The sequence below is a fragment of the Nocardiopsis moroccensis genome (assembly GCF_055763695.1).
On the sequence record NZ_CP199747.1, the window covers coordinates 3,985,693 to 4,000,546 of the forward strand.

At 70.5% G+C, this 14,854-nt stretch carries 13 protein-coding genes; 9 read left to right on the top strand and 4 right to left on the bottom strand.

Translation table 11 applies throughout. The features are described from left to right. The first annotated feature begins 12 nt into the window (after positions 1–12). From ACUKCB_RS17680 to rsgA, 3 genes are all read left to right on the top strand, one after another. Positions 13–840, top strand: a complete 828-nt coding sequence (locus ACUKCB_RS17680) for an MHYT domain-containing protein (protein WP_473036709.1) — start codon at positions 13–15, stop codon at positions 838–840. Positions 841–993: 153 nt separating this feature from the next. After that, positions 994–1,875 carry an MHYT domain-containing protein gene (locus tag ACUKCB_RS17685; protein ID WP_473036710.1) on the top strand — a complete coding sequence of 294 codons (882 nt, stop codon included), beginning with the start codon at positions 994–996 and terminating at the stop codon, positions 1,873–1,875. A 285-nt stretch (positions 1,876–2,160) separates the two neighbouring features. Continuing rightward, positions 2,161–3,282, top strand: a complete 1,122-nt coding sequence (gene rsgA / locus ACUKCB_RS17690) for a ribosome small subunit-dependent GTPase A (protein ID WP_473036711.1) — start codon at positions 2,161–2,163, stop codon at positions 3,280–3,282. Between the two features lie 33 nt (positions 3,283–3,315). Here rsgA and ACUKCB_RS17695 read toward each other — a convergent pair whose 3' ends face one another. After that, complete coding sequence (locus ACUKCB_RS17695) at positions 3,316–4,239, bottom strand: TatD family hydrolase (protein ID WP_473036712.1); 924 nt, start codon at positions 4,237–4,239, stop codon at positions 3,316–3,318. A gap of 161 nt (positions 4,240–4,400) precedes the next feature. On the opposite strand from ACUKCB_RS17695, the gene ACUKCB_RS17700 reads away from it, so the two are divergent. From ACUKCB_RS17700 to ACUKCB_RS17710, 3 genes are read left to right on the top strand one after another with little or no spacing between them, the layout of a single operon-like run. After that, on the top strand, positions 4,401–4,751 hold the full coding sequence (locus ACUKCB_RS17700) for an ArsR/SmtB family transcription factor (RefSeq protein ID WP_473036713.1): 351 nt from the start codon (positions 4,401–4,403) through the stop codon (positions 4,749–4,751). Continuing rightward, the gene (locus ACUKCB_RS17705) at positions 4,751–5,020 is read left to right on the top strand and encodes a hypothetical protein (protein ID WP_191268714.1); all 270 of its coding nucleotides are present in this window, start codon (positions 4,751–4,753) and stop codon (positions 5,018–5,020) included. The genes ACUKCB_RS17700 and ACUKCB_RS17705 overlap by 1 nt, the downstream gene beginning before the upstream one ends. A 2-nt stretch (positions 5,021–5,022) precedes the next feature. Further along, positions 5,023–6,000, top strand: a complete 978-nt coding sequence (locus tag ACUKCB_RS17710; protein ID WP_473036714.1) for an NAD(P)-dependent alcohol dehydrogenase — start codon at positions 5,023–5,025, stop codon at positions 5,998–6,000. Between the two features lie 66 nt (positions 6,001–6,066). On the opposite strand, the gene metG is transcribed toward ACUKCB_RS17710, so the two are convergent. Next, positions 6,067–7,884, bottom strand: a complete 1,818-nt coding sequence (gene metG, locus ACUKCB_RS17715; RefSeq protein WP_473036715.1) for a methionine--tRNA ligase — start codon at positions 7,882–7,884, stop codon at positions 6,067–6,069. Positions 7,885–8,155: 271 nt separating this feature from the next. Here metG and ACUKCB_RS17720 point away from each other — a divergent pair, with 271 nt between their 5' ends. Beyond that, entirely contained in the window at positions 8,156–8,617 is a 462-nt protein-coding gene (locus ACUKCB_RS17720; protein ID WP_473036716.1) for a hypothetical protein, read from the top strand. Positions 8,618–8,738: 121 nt separating this feature from the next. Next, the gene (gene secD, locus ACUKCB_RS17725) at positions 8,739–11,375 is read left to right on the top strand and encodes a protein translocase subunit SecD (protein ID WP_473036717.1); all 2,637 of its coding nucleotides are present in this window, start codon (positions 8,739–8,741) and stop codon (positions 11,373–11,375) included. 126 nt (positions 11,376–11,501) lie between these two features. On the opposite strand, the gene ACUKCB_RS17730 is transcribed toward secD, so the two are convergent. Then, positions 11,502–12,164 carry an AIM24 family protein gene (locus ACUKCB_RS17730; protein WP_473036718.1) on the bottom strand — a complete coding sequence of 221 codons (663 nt, stop codon included), beginning with the start codon at positions 12,162–12,164 and terminating at the stop codon, positions 11,502–11,504. A gap of 65 nt (positions 12,165–12,229) precedes the next feature. After that, a complete protein-coding gene (gene rsmI, locus ACUKCB_RS17735) occupies positions 12,230–13,105 on the bottom strand; it encodes a 16S rRNA (cytidine(1402)-2'-O)-methyltransferase (RefSeq protein WP_473036720.1) in 876 nt (291 codons plus the stop codon). 111 nt (positions 13,106–13,216) lie between these two features. Between rsmI and ACUKCB_RS17740 the strand changes: the two genes are divergently transcribed. Continuing rightward, entirely contained in the window at positions 13,217–14,854 is a 1,638-nt protein-coding gene (locus tag ACUKCB_RS17740; RefSeq protein WP_473036721.1) for a dolichyl-phosphate-mannose--protein mannosyltransferase, read from the top strand.

The window sequence follows — 14,854 nt, forward strand, 5'->3', positions numbered from 1 at the left end:
GAGCCCCGCGCCATGATCGACCACTTCTCCTACGGGTGGTGGACGCCCGTCGCCGCCTACACCCTCTCCGTCATCGGTTCCTTCATCGGCCTGAGGTTCGCCCTGCTGGCCAGGGACGCCTCCGGGGCCGGGCGCTGGCCCTGGCTGGCCCTGAGCTCCGCCTGCCTCGGCGGTACCGCCATCTGGACCATGCACTTCGTGGCCATGGTCGGCTTCCAGGTCCAGGGGGCACCCATCCGCTACGACACCGCTCTCACCATCGCCAGCGGCCTGCTCGCGATCGGGGTGATGGCCGTGGCCCTCACCTTGGCCACCGCGCGCCGATCGGCATCCGCGCTCCTCGGCGGCGGGGTGATCGCGGGTGCCGGCGTGGTGGGCATGCACTACATGGGCATGGCCTCCATGAACATCCACGGTCACCTGCACCACAACCCGGCCTACGTGGCGGCCGCCTGCGTGATCGCGGTGAGCGCCGCCACGGCGGCGCTGTGGTTCGCCCTGAACCTGCGCAGGATCTCGTACTCCCTGGTGGCCGCACTCCTCATGGGCGTGGCCGTGTCGGCCATGCACTACACCGGGATGTTCGGCATGAGCTTCACCCCCGCCGAGAACGCCCCGACCACGCCGCCGCCCGGGGCGAGCACACCGGACCTGCTCCTGCCGCTCATCACCGGCCTGTTCGTCTTCCTGCTGATCTGCAGCCTCTTCCTGCTGCTGAACGCCGGCGAGGACGAGCGCCGGATCCGGCCCTCCGACGGGGAGGAGCGCGACGCCCGACCCTCCGGCGAGGGGGAACGCGAGGTCGGACTCTTCGGCGAACGCGCCCGTCACCGCCGCTGACCCCGGAACGGCCCCGGGATCAGGTCCGCCGTGGCCACATCAGGCCAACAGAGAAGACTCACCCCCCTTGGCAAGGGGCGTCCGACCTGCCTAGGCTCCATGCACACAAGCCACAAATGTGACTTAAGTCATGGAAAGTAGAGAAAAAGGACCGTGGCCGAACTCCTAGCCCAAGGCTGGATAACCCCCTCGATCGCCTACGCCGTCTCGGCGATCGGATCCTTCCTCGGGCTCGCCTTCGCCTCCCGGGCCCGTCGTACGACGGGTTTCTTCCGGTGGCAGTGGCTGAGCCTGGCAGCGCTCTCCATCGGTGGAGTGGCCGTGTGGTCGATGCACTTCGTCGCCATGCTCGGCTACACCGTCAGCGGGACGGCCATCCGTTACGACGCCGTACTCACCGCCGTCAGCGGGATCGTCCCGATTCTGGTCATGGGGTTCGCTCTCCACCTGGTGGTCAGACGCCCCAGCACCGGCTGGCTCCTGTGCGGCGGGGTCCTGCTCGGCGTGGGCGTCATCGCCATGCACTACACGGGCATGGCCTCCATGAACATCCACGGCGAACTGCACCACGATCCCGCCTACGTCGCCCTGTCCTGTGTGATCGCCGTGGTCGCCGCCACGGCGGCGCTCTGGTTCGCCCGGCACCTGCGCAGCCTCGGCAGTATGATCCTCGCGGCCCTGGTCATGGCGGTCGCCGTCACCTCCGTGCACTACACCGGCATGGCCGGGGTACACATCACCCCCACCGACTTCATGCACGTCGGCGCCCCCGAGGGGATGCGGGCCCGCGACCTGCTGTTGCCCCTGATGACGGGCATGTTCGTCTTCCTGCTGATCTGCAGCCTCTTCCTGCTGCTGGGCGGCGAGGAGGAGTACGAGCGCCGGGGCTACGCCGCGCCCTCCCACCGGGCGGCGGAGCACACCATCCAGAGCGCCGACGTGTACTACGTCCCCAGGCACGGCGCCCCGAAGGCGCTCACACCCGAACCACAGGCGCCCCGCCCCGGCGACGACGTGTGGACGAGACGGCGCTGAGATGCCTCCGCGGACATCGGGAGCCGGGCGTGCACGGAGGACCCGACCACCGCGAAAACCGATGGCGCCGGGACGGGCCCCGTCCTAGGCTCGATGCGTGCCGTGCGATCCGCGCCGGCCGCTGACGAGAGGAGCAAGCCATGACCTGCACAGTGTCTGGCCCCAACCCGAACCTTCCCGTCGTCAGCGAGCCCTAGGACACACCCCCGGAACGGTCCGGGGCCTCGGGGGAACACCTCCGGCCCCGTCCGCCGGCACCGGCTCGCGCTCCACAGAGAGATCGCAGTGAGTCACCACAACACGAACACCGCACCCGATGGCAGCTCCGCCCACCCCCTCGGCCGGCTGGGTTGGAACTCCCGCGTCGAGGCCGCCTTCGACACCGTCGCCCTGGGCAACGAACACGCGCTGTCCCCCGCCCGGGTCACCGAAGCCCGCCGGGGCTCCGTCGGGCTCCGCATGCCGCAACACGAGACCGCCAAGCTCTCCCCCCGGGTCCGCAAGGCCGCAGAGTCCGACCACAGTACCGCCCCGACCAGCGGGGACTGGGTCGCCGTACGCCGATCCGGGGACGCCTGGCTCGTCGAGGCCGTCCTGGACCGCGCCGGGACCCTGGTCCGCCAGGGCGTGGCCAAGGACTCCCACGACCAGGTACTGGCCGCCAACATCGACGCGGTGCTGATCTGTGAGGCCGCCGACCAGGGGCCCAACGTGGGCCGTCTGGAACGCTTCCTCAGCCTCGCCTGGACCAGCGGGGCCACCCCGGTCGTGGCCGTCACCAAGGCCGAACTCGCAGGTGAGCGCCTGCCCGAGGTGGTCGAACTGGTCGAGACCGTCACCACCGGCGCCGACGTGCACACCGTCAGCGCACACACCGGGCTGGGCCTGGCGGAGCTGGCGGCGCGGCTGCGCCCCGGTGCCACCTGGGTCCTGCTCGGTACCTCGGGTGCCGGGAAATCCAGTCTGCTCAACGCGCTCGCCGGGGACACGGTGATGGACACCGGCGAGATCCGCGACGACAGGCGCGGACGCCACACCACCACCCACCGGCAGCTGATCCCGATGCCCGGGGGCGCGCTGTTCCTGGACATCCCCGGGGTGCGCCGCATCGACGTGCCCGGGGACGGGAGCGGGGTGGACCGCACCTTCGCCGATATCGGCGAACTGGCCGAACGCTGCCGGTTCCGGGACTGCTCCCACGGCGCCGAGCCCGGGTGCGCGGTCAACGCCGCCGTGGACGAGGGGGAACTCGACACCCGACGCCTCGAACGCTGGTACAGGCTGCGCCGCGAGGCCGAGTGGAACCGGTCCCGGGGTGATGCCCGCCTGCGCGCGGAGCGCAGGAAGGAGTGGAAGCGCAACGACCGGGCCGGCCGGGAGGCCGCCCGTCTCAAGCGCGGCTTCTAGCAGAACCCCGGTCCCGGTCGGAACCGGCAGCGGTCAGAACCCGAAGGCCCTCCGGGCGTTGTCCGCGACGACCCCGGCGAGTTCCTCCTCGCCCATCCCCTTGGTCTCGGCCAGCACGCGCAGCGTCAGCGGGACCAGGTACGGGGCGTTGGGGCGGCCCCGGTAGGGCTTGGGGGTGAGGAAGGGGGCGTCGGTCTCCACCAGGACCAGCTCCGGCGGTGCCACCTTGGCCGCCTCGCGGAGGGGTTCGGCGCTGGCGAAGGTGACGTTGCCCGCGAAGCTCATGAAGTAACCGTGCTCCGCGCACACCCGGGCCATGTCGGCGTCACCGGAGAAGCAGTGGAAGACCACGCGTTCCGGCGCGCCCTCCTCCGCCAGGACCCGCAGCACGTCCTCGTGGGCCTCACGGTCGTGGATCATGAGCGCCTTGCCGTGGCGCTTGGCGATGGCGATGTGGCGGCGGAAGGACTCCTCCTGCGCGCGGGCGCCCTCGGGGCCGGTGCGGAAGGTGTCCATGCCGGTCTCGCCGACCGCCACCACCTGGGGCAGGGCGGCCAGCTCGTCGATCTCGGCGAGTTCGGCCTCCAGGGCCTCGATCCCGCCCGCCGGACGGGCCTTCTCCGTCCAGTCGGTGTCGTCGGCCTCCACACCCTCGGCGCCGTCACCGTGCACCACGCGCGGTGCCTCGTTGGGGTGCAGGGCCACCGCGGCCCACACCTTCCCCGGGTGGGCCGCCGCGATCTCGGCCGCCCAGCGCGAGGAGGGCAGGTCGACGCCCACCTGCACGAGCGGGGTCACCCCGACGCCCTCCGCGGCGGCGATGATCTCCTCGACGTCCGGGGTCTGCATGTCCATGTGGGTGTGGCTGTCGGCCACCGCGACGCGCAGGGCCTCGGGTGCCGGGGGCGGCGTCTGCGCGTTGCGCTCCCTGACCGCCCTGCCACTGCGCTTACCCATGTCGTGCCCCCGTTGTCGTGTGCGTCGCCGTGGTGATTCTAGGCGGGACGGACACCCGGATCGGCCGGGGAGGCGGTGCGGGTGCCGGAGAGGGCCTTGCCGTCCCAGAAGGAGCCTGTTACTTTCATGTGTAAGAGAAACCTTTCAGGTGAAGGAGAGTGATGACAGCATCACCGCCGACCGGCGACGAACTGGTCGGCATGCTGGCGGCGCTGTCCAATCCGCTACGGCTGCGCGTCATCGCGTCATTGGCCGCCCGCCGGAACTACGTGAGCGGCCTCGCCCGCGAGATCGGCATCAGCCGCCCCCTCCTTCACATGCACCTGCAACGCCTGGAGGCGGCGGGGCTGATCGTCGGAACCCTGGAGCTCTCCGACGACGGGAAGGCCATGAAGTACTACGAGGTCGCCGACTTCGATGTGCGCCTGTCACCGTCGGCCCTCGCCGAAGCAGCCGCCACCCTCACCGCACCGGACCCGGGCAAGGGTCCCCACACCAAGGAGCAGTCCTGATGGACCTCACGACCTGGCCGGGCGCCATCCTCGGGTTCGGCGTACTGATCATGGCGACGATTCTGATCGGCGGCGCGATGGCCGCGTTCATCGACATCCGCAAGACCAAACTGGAGGCGGCCCAGCGCGACGACCTCCGGCAGCTCGTCCACCGGTACGAGCAGCTGGCCGAGAACAGCCTCGACGCGCAACAGCGCACGGCCAACGACGTCGCGGAACTGCGTTCGCGCGCCACCTCCATCGAGAAGATCCTCCGGACGGTGGAGTAGTCATGAGAGCGGTCGTCCACCGTGTCTTCGGCCCTCCCGACGTGCTGAGCGTGGCGGAGGTCCCCGTGCCCGTACCCGAGGCCGACGAGTTGCTCATCCGCGTCCACGCGGCGACGGTCACCGCCGTGGACTGCGCCGCCCGTCAGGGTGAACCCCTGCCCGCGAGGCTGGCCTTCGGGCCGATCCGGCCGAAGTACCCCGTACTCGGCGCGGACTGCGCGGGGCGGATCGAGGCCGTCGGCGAGAACGTACGCGGCTTCGCGCCAGGTGACGAGGTCGTCGCGCTCAGCGGAAGCTTCGGCACCCACGCCGAGTACGTCTGCGTCTCCCAGGACTCGCCGGTGGCGGCGAAGTCCGCCGACCTGACCCACGCCGAGACCGTCGCCGTGACCGAGGGGGCGATGACCGCGCTGCCCTTCCTCCGTGACGCGGCCCGGTTGGAGTCCGGTCAGTCGATCCTCGTCAACGGCGCCTCGGGCAGCATCGGCAGCGCGGCCGTCCAACTGGCCGCGCACACGGGGGCCGAGGTCACCGCGGTGTGCAGCGGCGCCAACCTCGACCTGGTCCGTTCCCTGGGGGCCGACCGGGCGATCGACTACACCGTCGAGGACTTCACCCGGGCCCGAGGGGCCTACGACGTCGTCTTCGACGCGGTCGGCAAGAGTTCGTTCGGGCGCTGCCGCGGTGCGCTCAGGACGGGCGGGCGCTACCTCACCACCGTCTCCAGCATGGCGATCATGGGGCAGACGGTGTGGACGAGACTCGGCAGCAAGAGGGCCGGCATCGCGCTCACCGGACTGAGGCCGGCAGGCGACAAGGCCAAGGACCTCGTGCTGATCAGGGAGCTCGCCGAAGCCGGGACGCTCCGAGCGGTCACGGACCGGGAATACCCGCTCGACCAGGCGGTCGAGGCGCACAGGCACGTCGGCACCGGGCACAAGAGAGGGGCCGTCGTCCTGCGGATGTCCGGGGACGACTGAGCCGACCGAACACGCGAGGGCCGCCCCGGACGTGTGTGCCGGTGCGGCCCCCGCATGCTGTCGGGCCTACTCCGTGGGGTCGGCCAGGCGGGCCAGCTCCTCGTCCACCACGGACGGGTCGAGCTTGGTGAACAGCGGCTGCGGACGGCTCAGCGGCGTGCCCGGAACGATCGGGGCCGACTCCCAGCGCGCGGCGTTGTCGGCGTAGTCACCGGTGATGACCGGGTAGTCCACCTTCTCCTCGGAGCCGCCGATGGTGTCGTGGCCGGACTCGATGCGGGGCATGCCCGTCCAGGTCCCGGTTCCGCCGAGCATCGCGTACACCTTGTTGGCAGCCTCCGGCAGGAACGGCGTCAGCAGGGTGTTGGCGTCGCTGACCAGCTGGAGGGACACGTGCAGAACGGTCGCCATCCGCTCCGGGTCGGTCTTCTTGAGCGCCCACGGAGCCTGGTCGGAGATGTACTTGTTGGCCTCGGCGACCGTGCGCATGGCCTCCTGGAGAGCCGCCTTGAACTGCGACCTCTCCAACCGGGCGCCGACGGTGGCGAAGGCTGCCCGCGAGGCGTCCAGCACCCTGCGGTCCTCCTCGGTCAGCTCACCGGCGGCGGGGATCTCGCCGAGGTTCTTGGCCGCCATGGAGACGGAGCGGTTGACCAGGTTGCCCCAGGCCGCCACCAGCTCGTCGTTGTTGCGCCGGACGAACTCGGCCCAGGTGAAGTCGGTGTCCTGGTTCTCCGGGCCCGCGGCCATGATGTAGTACCGCAGCGCGTCCGCCGAGTAGCGCTCCAGGAAGTCGCGCACGTAGATCACCACGCGGCGCGAGGAGGAGAACTTCTGCCCCTCCATGGTGAGGAACTCGCTGGAGACCACCTCGGTGGGCACGTTCAGCTCGCCGAGCGGCCCGGCCTCGCCGCCCCGGTCCCCCCCGCCGCTCGCTCCGAGCAGGATCGAGGGCCAGATGACCGAGTGGAAGACGATGTTGTCCTTGCCCATGAAGTAGAAGGACTCGCTCTCCTCGCCCTGCCACCAGCGCCGCCAGGCCTCGGGCTCACCGATGCGCCGGGCCCACTCGATCGACGCGGACAGGTAGCCGATCACCGCGTCGAACCACACGTAGATGCGCTTGGTGGCGTTGTCGCTCCAGCCCTCCAGCGGGATCGGCACACCCCAGTTGAGGTCACGGGTGACCGCGCGCGGCTGGAGGTCCTCCACCAGGTTCAGGGAGAACTTGAGGACGTTGGGGCGCCAGTCGCCCTCCTTGCCGCTGAGCCACTCGGTGAGGACCTCGGCGAAGGCGGGCAGGTCGAGCATGAAGTGCTCGGTGTCCACGAACTCCGGCGTCTCGCCGTTGATCCGCGAGCGGGGCGAGAGCAGGTCGATCGGGTCGAGCTGGTTGCCGCAGTTGTCGCACTGGTCGCCGCGAGCACCGTCGTAACCGCAGATGGGGCAGGTGCCCTCGATGTAGCGGTCCGGCAGGGTGCGGCCGGTGGACGGGGACCTCGCGCCCTTGGTGGTGCGCGTGAAGACGTAGCCGTTGTCGTAGAGCGTGCTGAACAGCTCCCGGACGACGGAGTAGTGGTTGCCGGTGGTGGTCCGGGTGAACAGGTCGTAGGACAGGCCGAGGGCGACCAGGTCCTCGGCGATGATCCGGTTGTAGCGGTCGGCCAGCTCCCGGGCGCTCACGCCCTCCTGGTCGGCCAGCACCTGGATCGGGGTGCCGTGTTCGTCGGTGCCGCTGACCATCAGCACGTTGTTCCCCGACATTCGCTGGAAGCGCGAGAAGACGTCCGAGGGGACTCCGAACCCGGAGACGTGGCCGATGTGGCGCGGGCCGTTGGCGTAGGGCCAGGCGACCGCGGTCAGGATGTGGCGATTCGACGACATGACTCAAGACTAAAGGTGACCCGGGGTGGCCGGGCACCCGCTCGCCCCCGCACCGGGCCGGGGCGGCCTCCGAGATCCACTTGTTGTCCGTTCGCGGCGGAGGAGCCGCGACCGGACCGGCTCCTTCGCCGGGAGGAGGCGCGGTCGTCCACAGGGGCGACCGCACGATTCCCCGGGAGGGGTGGGTGCCCTTATGCTCTGCTGAACGAGGCCGTGTGCCGGCGGGCACCGGCCGGAGTCAGCACGACCCTTCCGATCCGGCCCTGAGGCGGTGGTCACCACGGTTACCCGTGCCGTACCCCGTCCTGCCCTGCGGACCGGATCGCTGATCACCAGCGTGGTCCTGCTGGTCATCCTGTCCTTCCCGGTGGCCTCCGGCCTGGCCGGGGAGCAGGACACCATGGCGCTGCCCGCGCACGGCGCGGTCGGCGTCCCCGTGGTCAGCTCCGACGACGGACCCGACGGCGCCGCCCACGAGGCGGCCGAGGAGGCACGCCCCTACCCCGGGCCCCAGACGGTCGCCCTCGGGCCGCCCGCCTCCACCTGCGACCAGCGCTCGGTGCTGCGGGACCTGCCCGACGCCGTCCCCGCGTGCGCCCTGCGCCTGGCGGTGTGGGACCAACCGTGGTGGCCGCTGCCCCTCCCGCACCACGACCCCGTCCCCGAACAGGTCGACGCGGAAGGGCTGCCGCCCACCCGGGGGCCGCCTCTCACCGCGCACACCATCGTCTGACCACCCCGGTCGGCCGTTCCCGCGCGCCCCTGCGGCGTCGGGCCCGGCCCTCACGCACCCCCCGCCCGGAACGAACGGGCACGCGACCGGTACCCACCATCCGCAGTGAGAGGTTCACCCCTTGTCCAGTCAAACGGGAGCGGGAGTGCGCTGGACACGCGCGCTCATCGCTCTTCTCGTCATCCTCGTCGCGTTCGGCGCGGCCTGGTTCATCCCACCGCGGCTGGGGCTCGACCTCAGCGGCGGCACCCAGATCGTCCTGGAGACGCAGGACGGAGCCGACGGCACCGAGGCCACCTCGGAGAACACCGACAAGGTCGTCGAGGTGCTGCGCCAGCGCATCGACCGCCTGGGCGTGGCCGAGTCGACCCTGTCGCGTTCCGGTGAGAACCGGATCATCGTCGAACTCCCCGGCGTGCAGGACCCGACGGAGGCCGCGGAGATCGTCGGCCAGACCGCCCAGCTGTCCTTCCACCCCGTTCTCGGCGTGGCCAGCCAGGCGGGCCAGGGCGGCATGCCGCAGGCCCCCGGCGGCGACTTCGCGAACGCGCCCGCGGACGAGGCCCGCGCCCCCTCCGACGGTGCCGACGAGGAGGCACCCGCCGAGGGCGAGGCCCCCGAGGTGACCCAGGAGCAGATGGAGGAACTCCTCAACGGCCAGGGCGGCCAGGGCGGCATGCCGCAGGCCCCGGCCGGCCCCTCGGCGGAGAACCCCGAGGACGTCGCGGTCACCCTGCCCGACCAGGACGGCACCATGCTCCAGCTGGGTGAGACCTTCATCCAGGGGGACCGCGTCTCCAGCGCCGACGCCGCGCTCGACAACGCGACCGGTGCCGGGTGGGTCGTCAACGTCAGCTTCCGCGGCGAGGGCCGCGACCAGTGGCAGGAGCTGACCGGGCAGGCCGCCTGCTACCAGGAGGGCGACCCCCGGCGCCGCGTGGCGATCGTTCTGGACGAGCAGATCATCTCCGCCCCGCAGGTGACCGCCGAAACCGCCTGTGAGGTGGGCATGGCCGGCGGCCAGACCACCATCAGCGGCCAGGACTTCACCAGCGAGAGCGCCAACGAGCTCGCCGTGCTGATCGAGGGCGGCTCGCTGCCACTGCCGGTCACCGAGGTCCAGCGCCAGACGGTCGGCCCGACCCTGGGCGCCGCCGCCATCCAGGCCAGCGCCATCGCCGCGGTCCTGGGTATCGCCTTCACCGCCCTGTACATCACGCTGGTCTACCGGCTCGCCGGGTTCCTGGCGTCGATCGCCCTGGGCGTGTACACCCTGATCGCCTACGGGGCGCTGGTCGCCCTGGGGGCGACGCTCACCCTGCCGGGCCTGGCGGGCTTCGTGCTGGCGATCGGTATGGCCATCGACGCCAACGTGCTGATCTTCGAGCGCGCGCGCGAGGAGTACCAGCGCCAGCAGAAGACGTACAAGGCGAACAAGTCCGCGGGGATGAAGGACGCCACCGAGGCCCAGGAGACCGGAGCACTGGCGCGCCGCCGTCGCCGGGCGGTCCCGCCGAGCCTGGAGAAGGCCTTCGTGCAGGGCACGCAGAAGGCCTGGAGCGCGGTCCTGGACACCAACGTCACCACGCTCCTCGCCGCGGGTCTGCTGTTCTTCTTCGCCGCCGGCACCGTGCAGGGCTTCGGTGTCACGCTGAGCATCGGCACCATCGCCTCGATGATCTCCGCGCTCCTGATCGCGCGCGTGTTCGTCGAGTGGGCCGTGCGTCGCTCGGTCATCAAGAAGCACCCGGCGATCACCGGCCTCAACGGGATCGGTCGGGTCCGCGCCTGGCTGGTCGAGAAGAACCCGCAGCTCATGGACTTCCGCAGGGTCGGCCTCATCGTCGCGGCCCTGGTCGTGGTCGCCGCGATCGCCGCCCCGATGGTCCGCACGCCCAACTGGGGCGTGGAGTTCACCGGCGGCCGTGTCCTGGAGTACGAGATCACCGGGGAGCAGGACCTCTCCGTGGACGAGGCCCGGGACGTCATCGGAACGCTGGACTTCCCGGGCGCGGACACCGCGGTGGTGCAGGAGTCCGGTGACGGCGACATCTCCGTGCGCACCGGCAACATCTCCGACTCCGACGCGGCGGCCGTCGCCGGGTCCCTGGACGAGGCGACCGGCGGTGTGGAGCTGGTCAGTGACGAGCTGATCGGCCCGAGCATGGGCGACGAGCTGCGCAACCGGGCACTGATCGCGCTCGGTGCGGCCCTGGCCCTGCAGATGGTCTACCTGGCCTGGCGTTTCCGCTGGTCCTTCGGCCTCTCCACGATGCTGTCACTGGCCTTCAACATGGTGCTGGTCATCGGGCTGTTCATCTGGCTGGGCAAGCCCATCGACGGTGTCTTCCTCGCCGCGATCCTGAGTGTCATCGGTTTCACCGTCAACGACACGGTGGTGGTGTTCGACCGGGTCCGGGACGAGTGGGCGAGGGACGACAAGTCCTCGTTCAAGGAGATCGCCAACCGGGCCGTGATCAACACCCTGCCGCGTACGGTCAACACGACCGTCGGTGCGTTGATCATCCTGAGCTTCCTCACCTTCCTCGGCGGGGCCTCGCTCCAGGACTTCTCGATCGCGATGCTGGTCGGTCTGTCCACCGGTGTGGTCTCCACCGTCTTCGTCGCGGTGCCGCTGGCCATCTGGTTGCAGAGGTGGGACAGGACGGCCGCCCCGCACGTGCTCAAGGAGCGCAAGGCCAAGCAGAAGGTGGCCGCCAAGGCCGCCCGCGACTCCGACGACGGGGCCGTGGTCTAGGGGCGCCCGGAGCACCCCCGTCGGCTCGGACCGACGGAAACGGAGGAGGGCCCCGGTCCGCGCGTACCGCGCGGACCGGGGCCCTCCCGTTGTCGGTGTACCGGGTTGTCCGGGTACCGGACCGGCTCAGCCGTTGTAGGCCACCGGTGCCCCCTCCGAGGGCTGGACGAGCACGAACCCCTGCCCTTCCAGCGCCAGCTGGAAGGCCTCACCGCTACCGCGACCGATGACGGCGCCGGCCTTGACCGTGCTGCGGATGCCCGCCGAGAGGGAACTGCTCCAGGCGACGGCGGACTTGGTGTCCACGAAGGTCGGCTGGTCGACGTTGAGGAGCACCGGTGCCCCGTTGCAGACGATCGCCACCCGCCCCTGCCCGGTGAAGACGGTGTTGAACAGCCCTCCCGAGACCATGCCGCCAAAGCCCTGGACCCGGCGGATGTCCCATTCCAGCGTCGACTCGAAGGCGAGGACGTTGTCCCCGTTGACGGTGAGGGAGTCGCCCTCCAGGTCGACCAGGTGGACGTCCCAGGCGTTGTGGGCCAGGAACACGTCGCCCTGCCCCGAAACGCGCATCAGCGGCAGGCCCTCGCCGGTGAAGGTCTTCTTGAAGAACCGGCCGACGCTTCCGGCGCCCTGGAAGGAGAAGTCGACGCTTCCCTGGTAGGCGGACATGGACCCGCGGCGGGCGTAGAACTCACCGTTCAGGCCGACTCTCAGCATCTTCCGGTTCTGCCGGTGCATACCCAATCGCTGGGTTTCCTGTGCGTCCTGGAAGAGTTCACTGCGCATGCGGGCCTTCTCCTTCGTTCACGGGCTCTGCCCTGTTCGACGCCGCGCGCCGGAAAAGGTTCCGCCTACTCGGCCCCGACCACCCCGTGCACGAGGTCGTACACCCGGCGCTTGGGCACACCCGTCTCCTTCGCGACCCTGCCGATCGCCTCCTTGCGGCGCACGCCCTCGTCCTCCAGTTCGGCCACCGCGGCGACCAGTTCGCCGTCGCTGGTGAGCTCCGCCCTGGGCCGGGCCCCCGCCACGACCACCGAGATCTCACCGCGCACCCCGTCCGCGGCCCACTGTGCGAGCTCTCCGAGACCGCCCCTGCGTACCTGCTCGTAGGTCTTGGTGAGCTCGCGGCACACCGCGGCGCGGCGATCCGCGCCGAAGGCGTCGGCCATCGCCTCCAGGGTGGCGGCGATCCGGTGCGGGCTCTCGAAGAAGACCATGGTGCGGCGCTCCCCCGCGATTTCGGCCAGGTATCCCTTGAGGCCCTTGCGCGGCGGGAAGCCCTCGAAGCAGAATCGGTCGGTGGGCAGTCCGGACACCACCAGGGCGGTGGTCACCGCCGACGGTCCCGGGATCGCGGTGACGGGGATGCCTTCGTCGGCACAGGCCGCGGCCAGCCGGTATCCGGGATCGGAGACCCCGGGCATGCCGGCGTCGGTGACGACCAGGACCTCCTCCCCCCTCCTGAGGTCGGTGAGGAGTTCCTCGCTCCGGCGGCTTTCGTTCGCGTCGTAGTAGGAGACGATGCGGGCCCCGGAAGCGCCGCCCAACCGGATGCCCGCGCGGGAGGCGAACTGCTTCAGCCGCCGGGTGTCCTCCGCCGCGATCACCCGTGCGCCCTCCAGGGCGTGCAGGAGCCGGGGCGGCGCGTCCTCCACGTTTCCGATGGGCAACCCGGCCAGGACGAGCCTCCCGGAGTCCCGCGTTCCACCGACGTCCTCAACCACTGTTCTCCCCGTCCTGTCGCGCTACGGTTGGCACTATCACGCCACCCGAAACCCGGTTTCGCGGCCCGTCCGCAACGGACCTCCATCTCTGACCCCAACCTACGAGCCGAGATGACCAGCACCGCACTTCACAGCGAGGCAGAGCCCTCGAACCCCCCGGGCCAGGCCCAACCGTCCAGCGTCCGCTCCCGCTTCGTTCCCCGCATGCCCGGCCCCCGGTGGCTCGGCTGGCTGGGGGCCTCGGTCGTCGCCCTGTTCGCCGGCGCCCTGAGGTTCTTCAACCTCGGCGAGCCCGACCGCATCTACTTCGACGAGACCTACTACGCCACGGACGCCTACGCGCTCTGGCAGTTCGGCTACGAGCACGACACGTTGGACGACTCCGACTCCCTGCTGGCCCAGGGCGACCCGAACATCTGGGACGGCGGCGGCGACTTCATCGTGCACCCGCCGGTCGGGAAGTGGATGATCGCACTCGGCGACTGGCTGTACTCGATCATGCCGTTCGGTGCGTCCGTGACCCCCGAGGGCTGGCGGACGGCCTCCGCCCTGGCCGGGATGATCTCCGTTCTCATCCTCGTCCGGCTGGCCACCCGCATGACCCGCTCGCTGTTGCTCGGCTGCACGGCCGGTCTCGTCCTGGCGCTGGACGGCCTGCACTTCACGCTCAGCCGTATCGCCATGGTGGACATCTTCCTCACCCTGTGGATCCTGGCCGGGTTCACCTGTCTGGTGATCGACCGCGACAGGACCCGGGAACGGCTGGCCAGGCTCGGCGAGGCCGGGACCGACCTGGCCGCCGTGGGCTGGCTCGGGATGCGCTGGTGGCGCCTGGCGGCGGGGCTGTGCTTCGGCCTGGCGATCGGCACCAAGTGGTCGGCGCTGTTCTTCGTGGCCGCCTTCGGACTGCTCACCGTCGCCTGGGACTACGGAGCCCGGCGCAGTGTCGGACAGCAGCGTCCGGTGGGCCGTTGGTTCGGCTTCGACGCCGTTCCGGCGTTCTTCCAGACCGTGGTGGTCGCGGGGGTCGTCTACCTGGTCTCGTGGTCGGGTTGGCTGTTCACCCGCGGGGGCTACAACCGTGACTTCGCGGACGGTCTGGTTCCGGGGTGGGTACCGGACTTCCTGGGTGAACCGGCCAGGGCCCTGTGGAGCCTGGTCGACTACCACGACCGGATGATGGACTTCCACTCCAACCTGAGCAGCGACCACTCCTACATCTCGGCCCCGTGGGAGTGGCTGGTGATGCGAACGCCGGTGATGTTCCACTACCAGGGCCAGGCCGTGGGATGCGATTCCGGCGACTGCGTGACCTCGGTGGTCTCCATCGGCACCCCGGTGGTGTGGTGGATCGGCATCATCGCGCTGGTCGTGATGTTCGGCTGGTGGGTCACCTTCCGGGACTGGCGCGCGGGTGCGGTCCTGCTCGCGGTCGCGGCCGGATGGCTGCCCTGGTTCGCCTACCCCGATCGCCCGATGTTCCTCTTCTACGCGCTGCCGTTCCTGCCCTTCCTGGTCCTGGCCGTGGTGCTGATGCTGGGCCTGCTGACGGGCGCCGGGGAGGAGAATCCCCGTTTCGCGCCCTACCTGCGGGCCCTGGGCGGAGTGGTCTTCGGCGTGGTGCTCCTGTTGGTCATCGCCCACTTCGCCTACCTCTACCCGGTGCTCTCGGCCTATCCGGTACCGGAGGAGAGCTGGCGGGACCGGCTCTGGTTCGACGTGTGGATCTATGGGCGGGACGCCTCCTGA

Coding starts and splice junctions, on each gene's coding strand:
- ACUKCB_RS17680 (WP_473036709.1), top strand. CDS start 13: ATGATCGACCACTTCTCCTACGGGTGGTGGACGCCCGTCGCCGCCTAC.
- ACUKCB_RS17695 (WP_473036712.1), bottom strand. CDS start 4,239: ATGGGTAAGCGCAGTGGCAGGGCGGTCAGGGAGCGCAACGCGCAGACG.
- ACUKCB_RS17700 (WP_473036713.1), top strand. CDS start 4,401: ATGACAGCATCACCGCCGACCGGCGACGAACTGGTCGGCATGCTGGCG.
- ACUKCB_RS17705 (WP_191268714.1), top strand. CDS start 4,751: ATGGACCTCACGACCTGGCCGGGCGCCATCCTCGGGTTCGGCGTACTG.
- ACUKCB_RS17710 (WP_473036714.1), top strand. CDS start 5,023: ATGAGAGCGGTCGTCCACCGTGTCTTCGGCCCTCCCGACGTGCTGAGC.
- metG (WP_473036715.1), bottom strand. CDS start 7,884: ATGTCGTCGAATCGCCACATCCTGACCGCGGTCGCCTGGCCCTACGCC.
- ACUKCB_RS17730 (WP_473036718.1), bottom strand. CDS start 12,164: ATGCGCAGTGAACTCTTCCAGGACGCACAGGAAACCCAGCGATTGGGT.
- ACUKCB_RS17740 (WP_473036721.1), top strand. CDS start 13,217: ATGACCAGCACCGCACTTCACAGCGAGGCAGAGCCCTCGAACCCCCCG.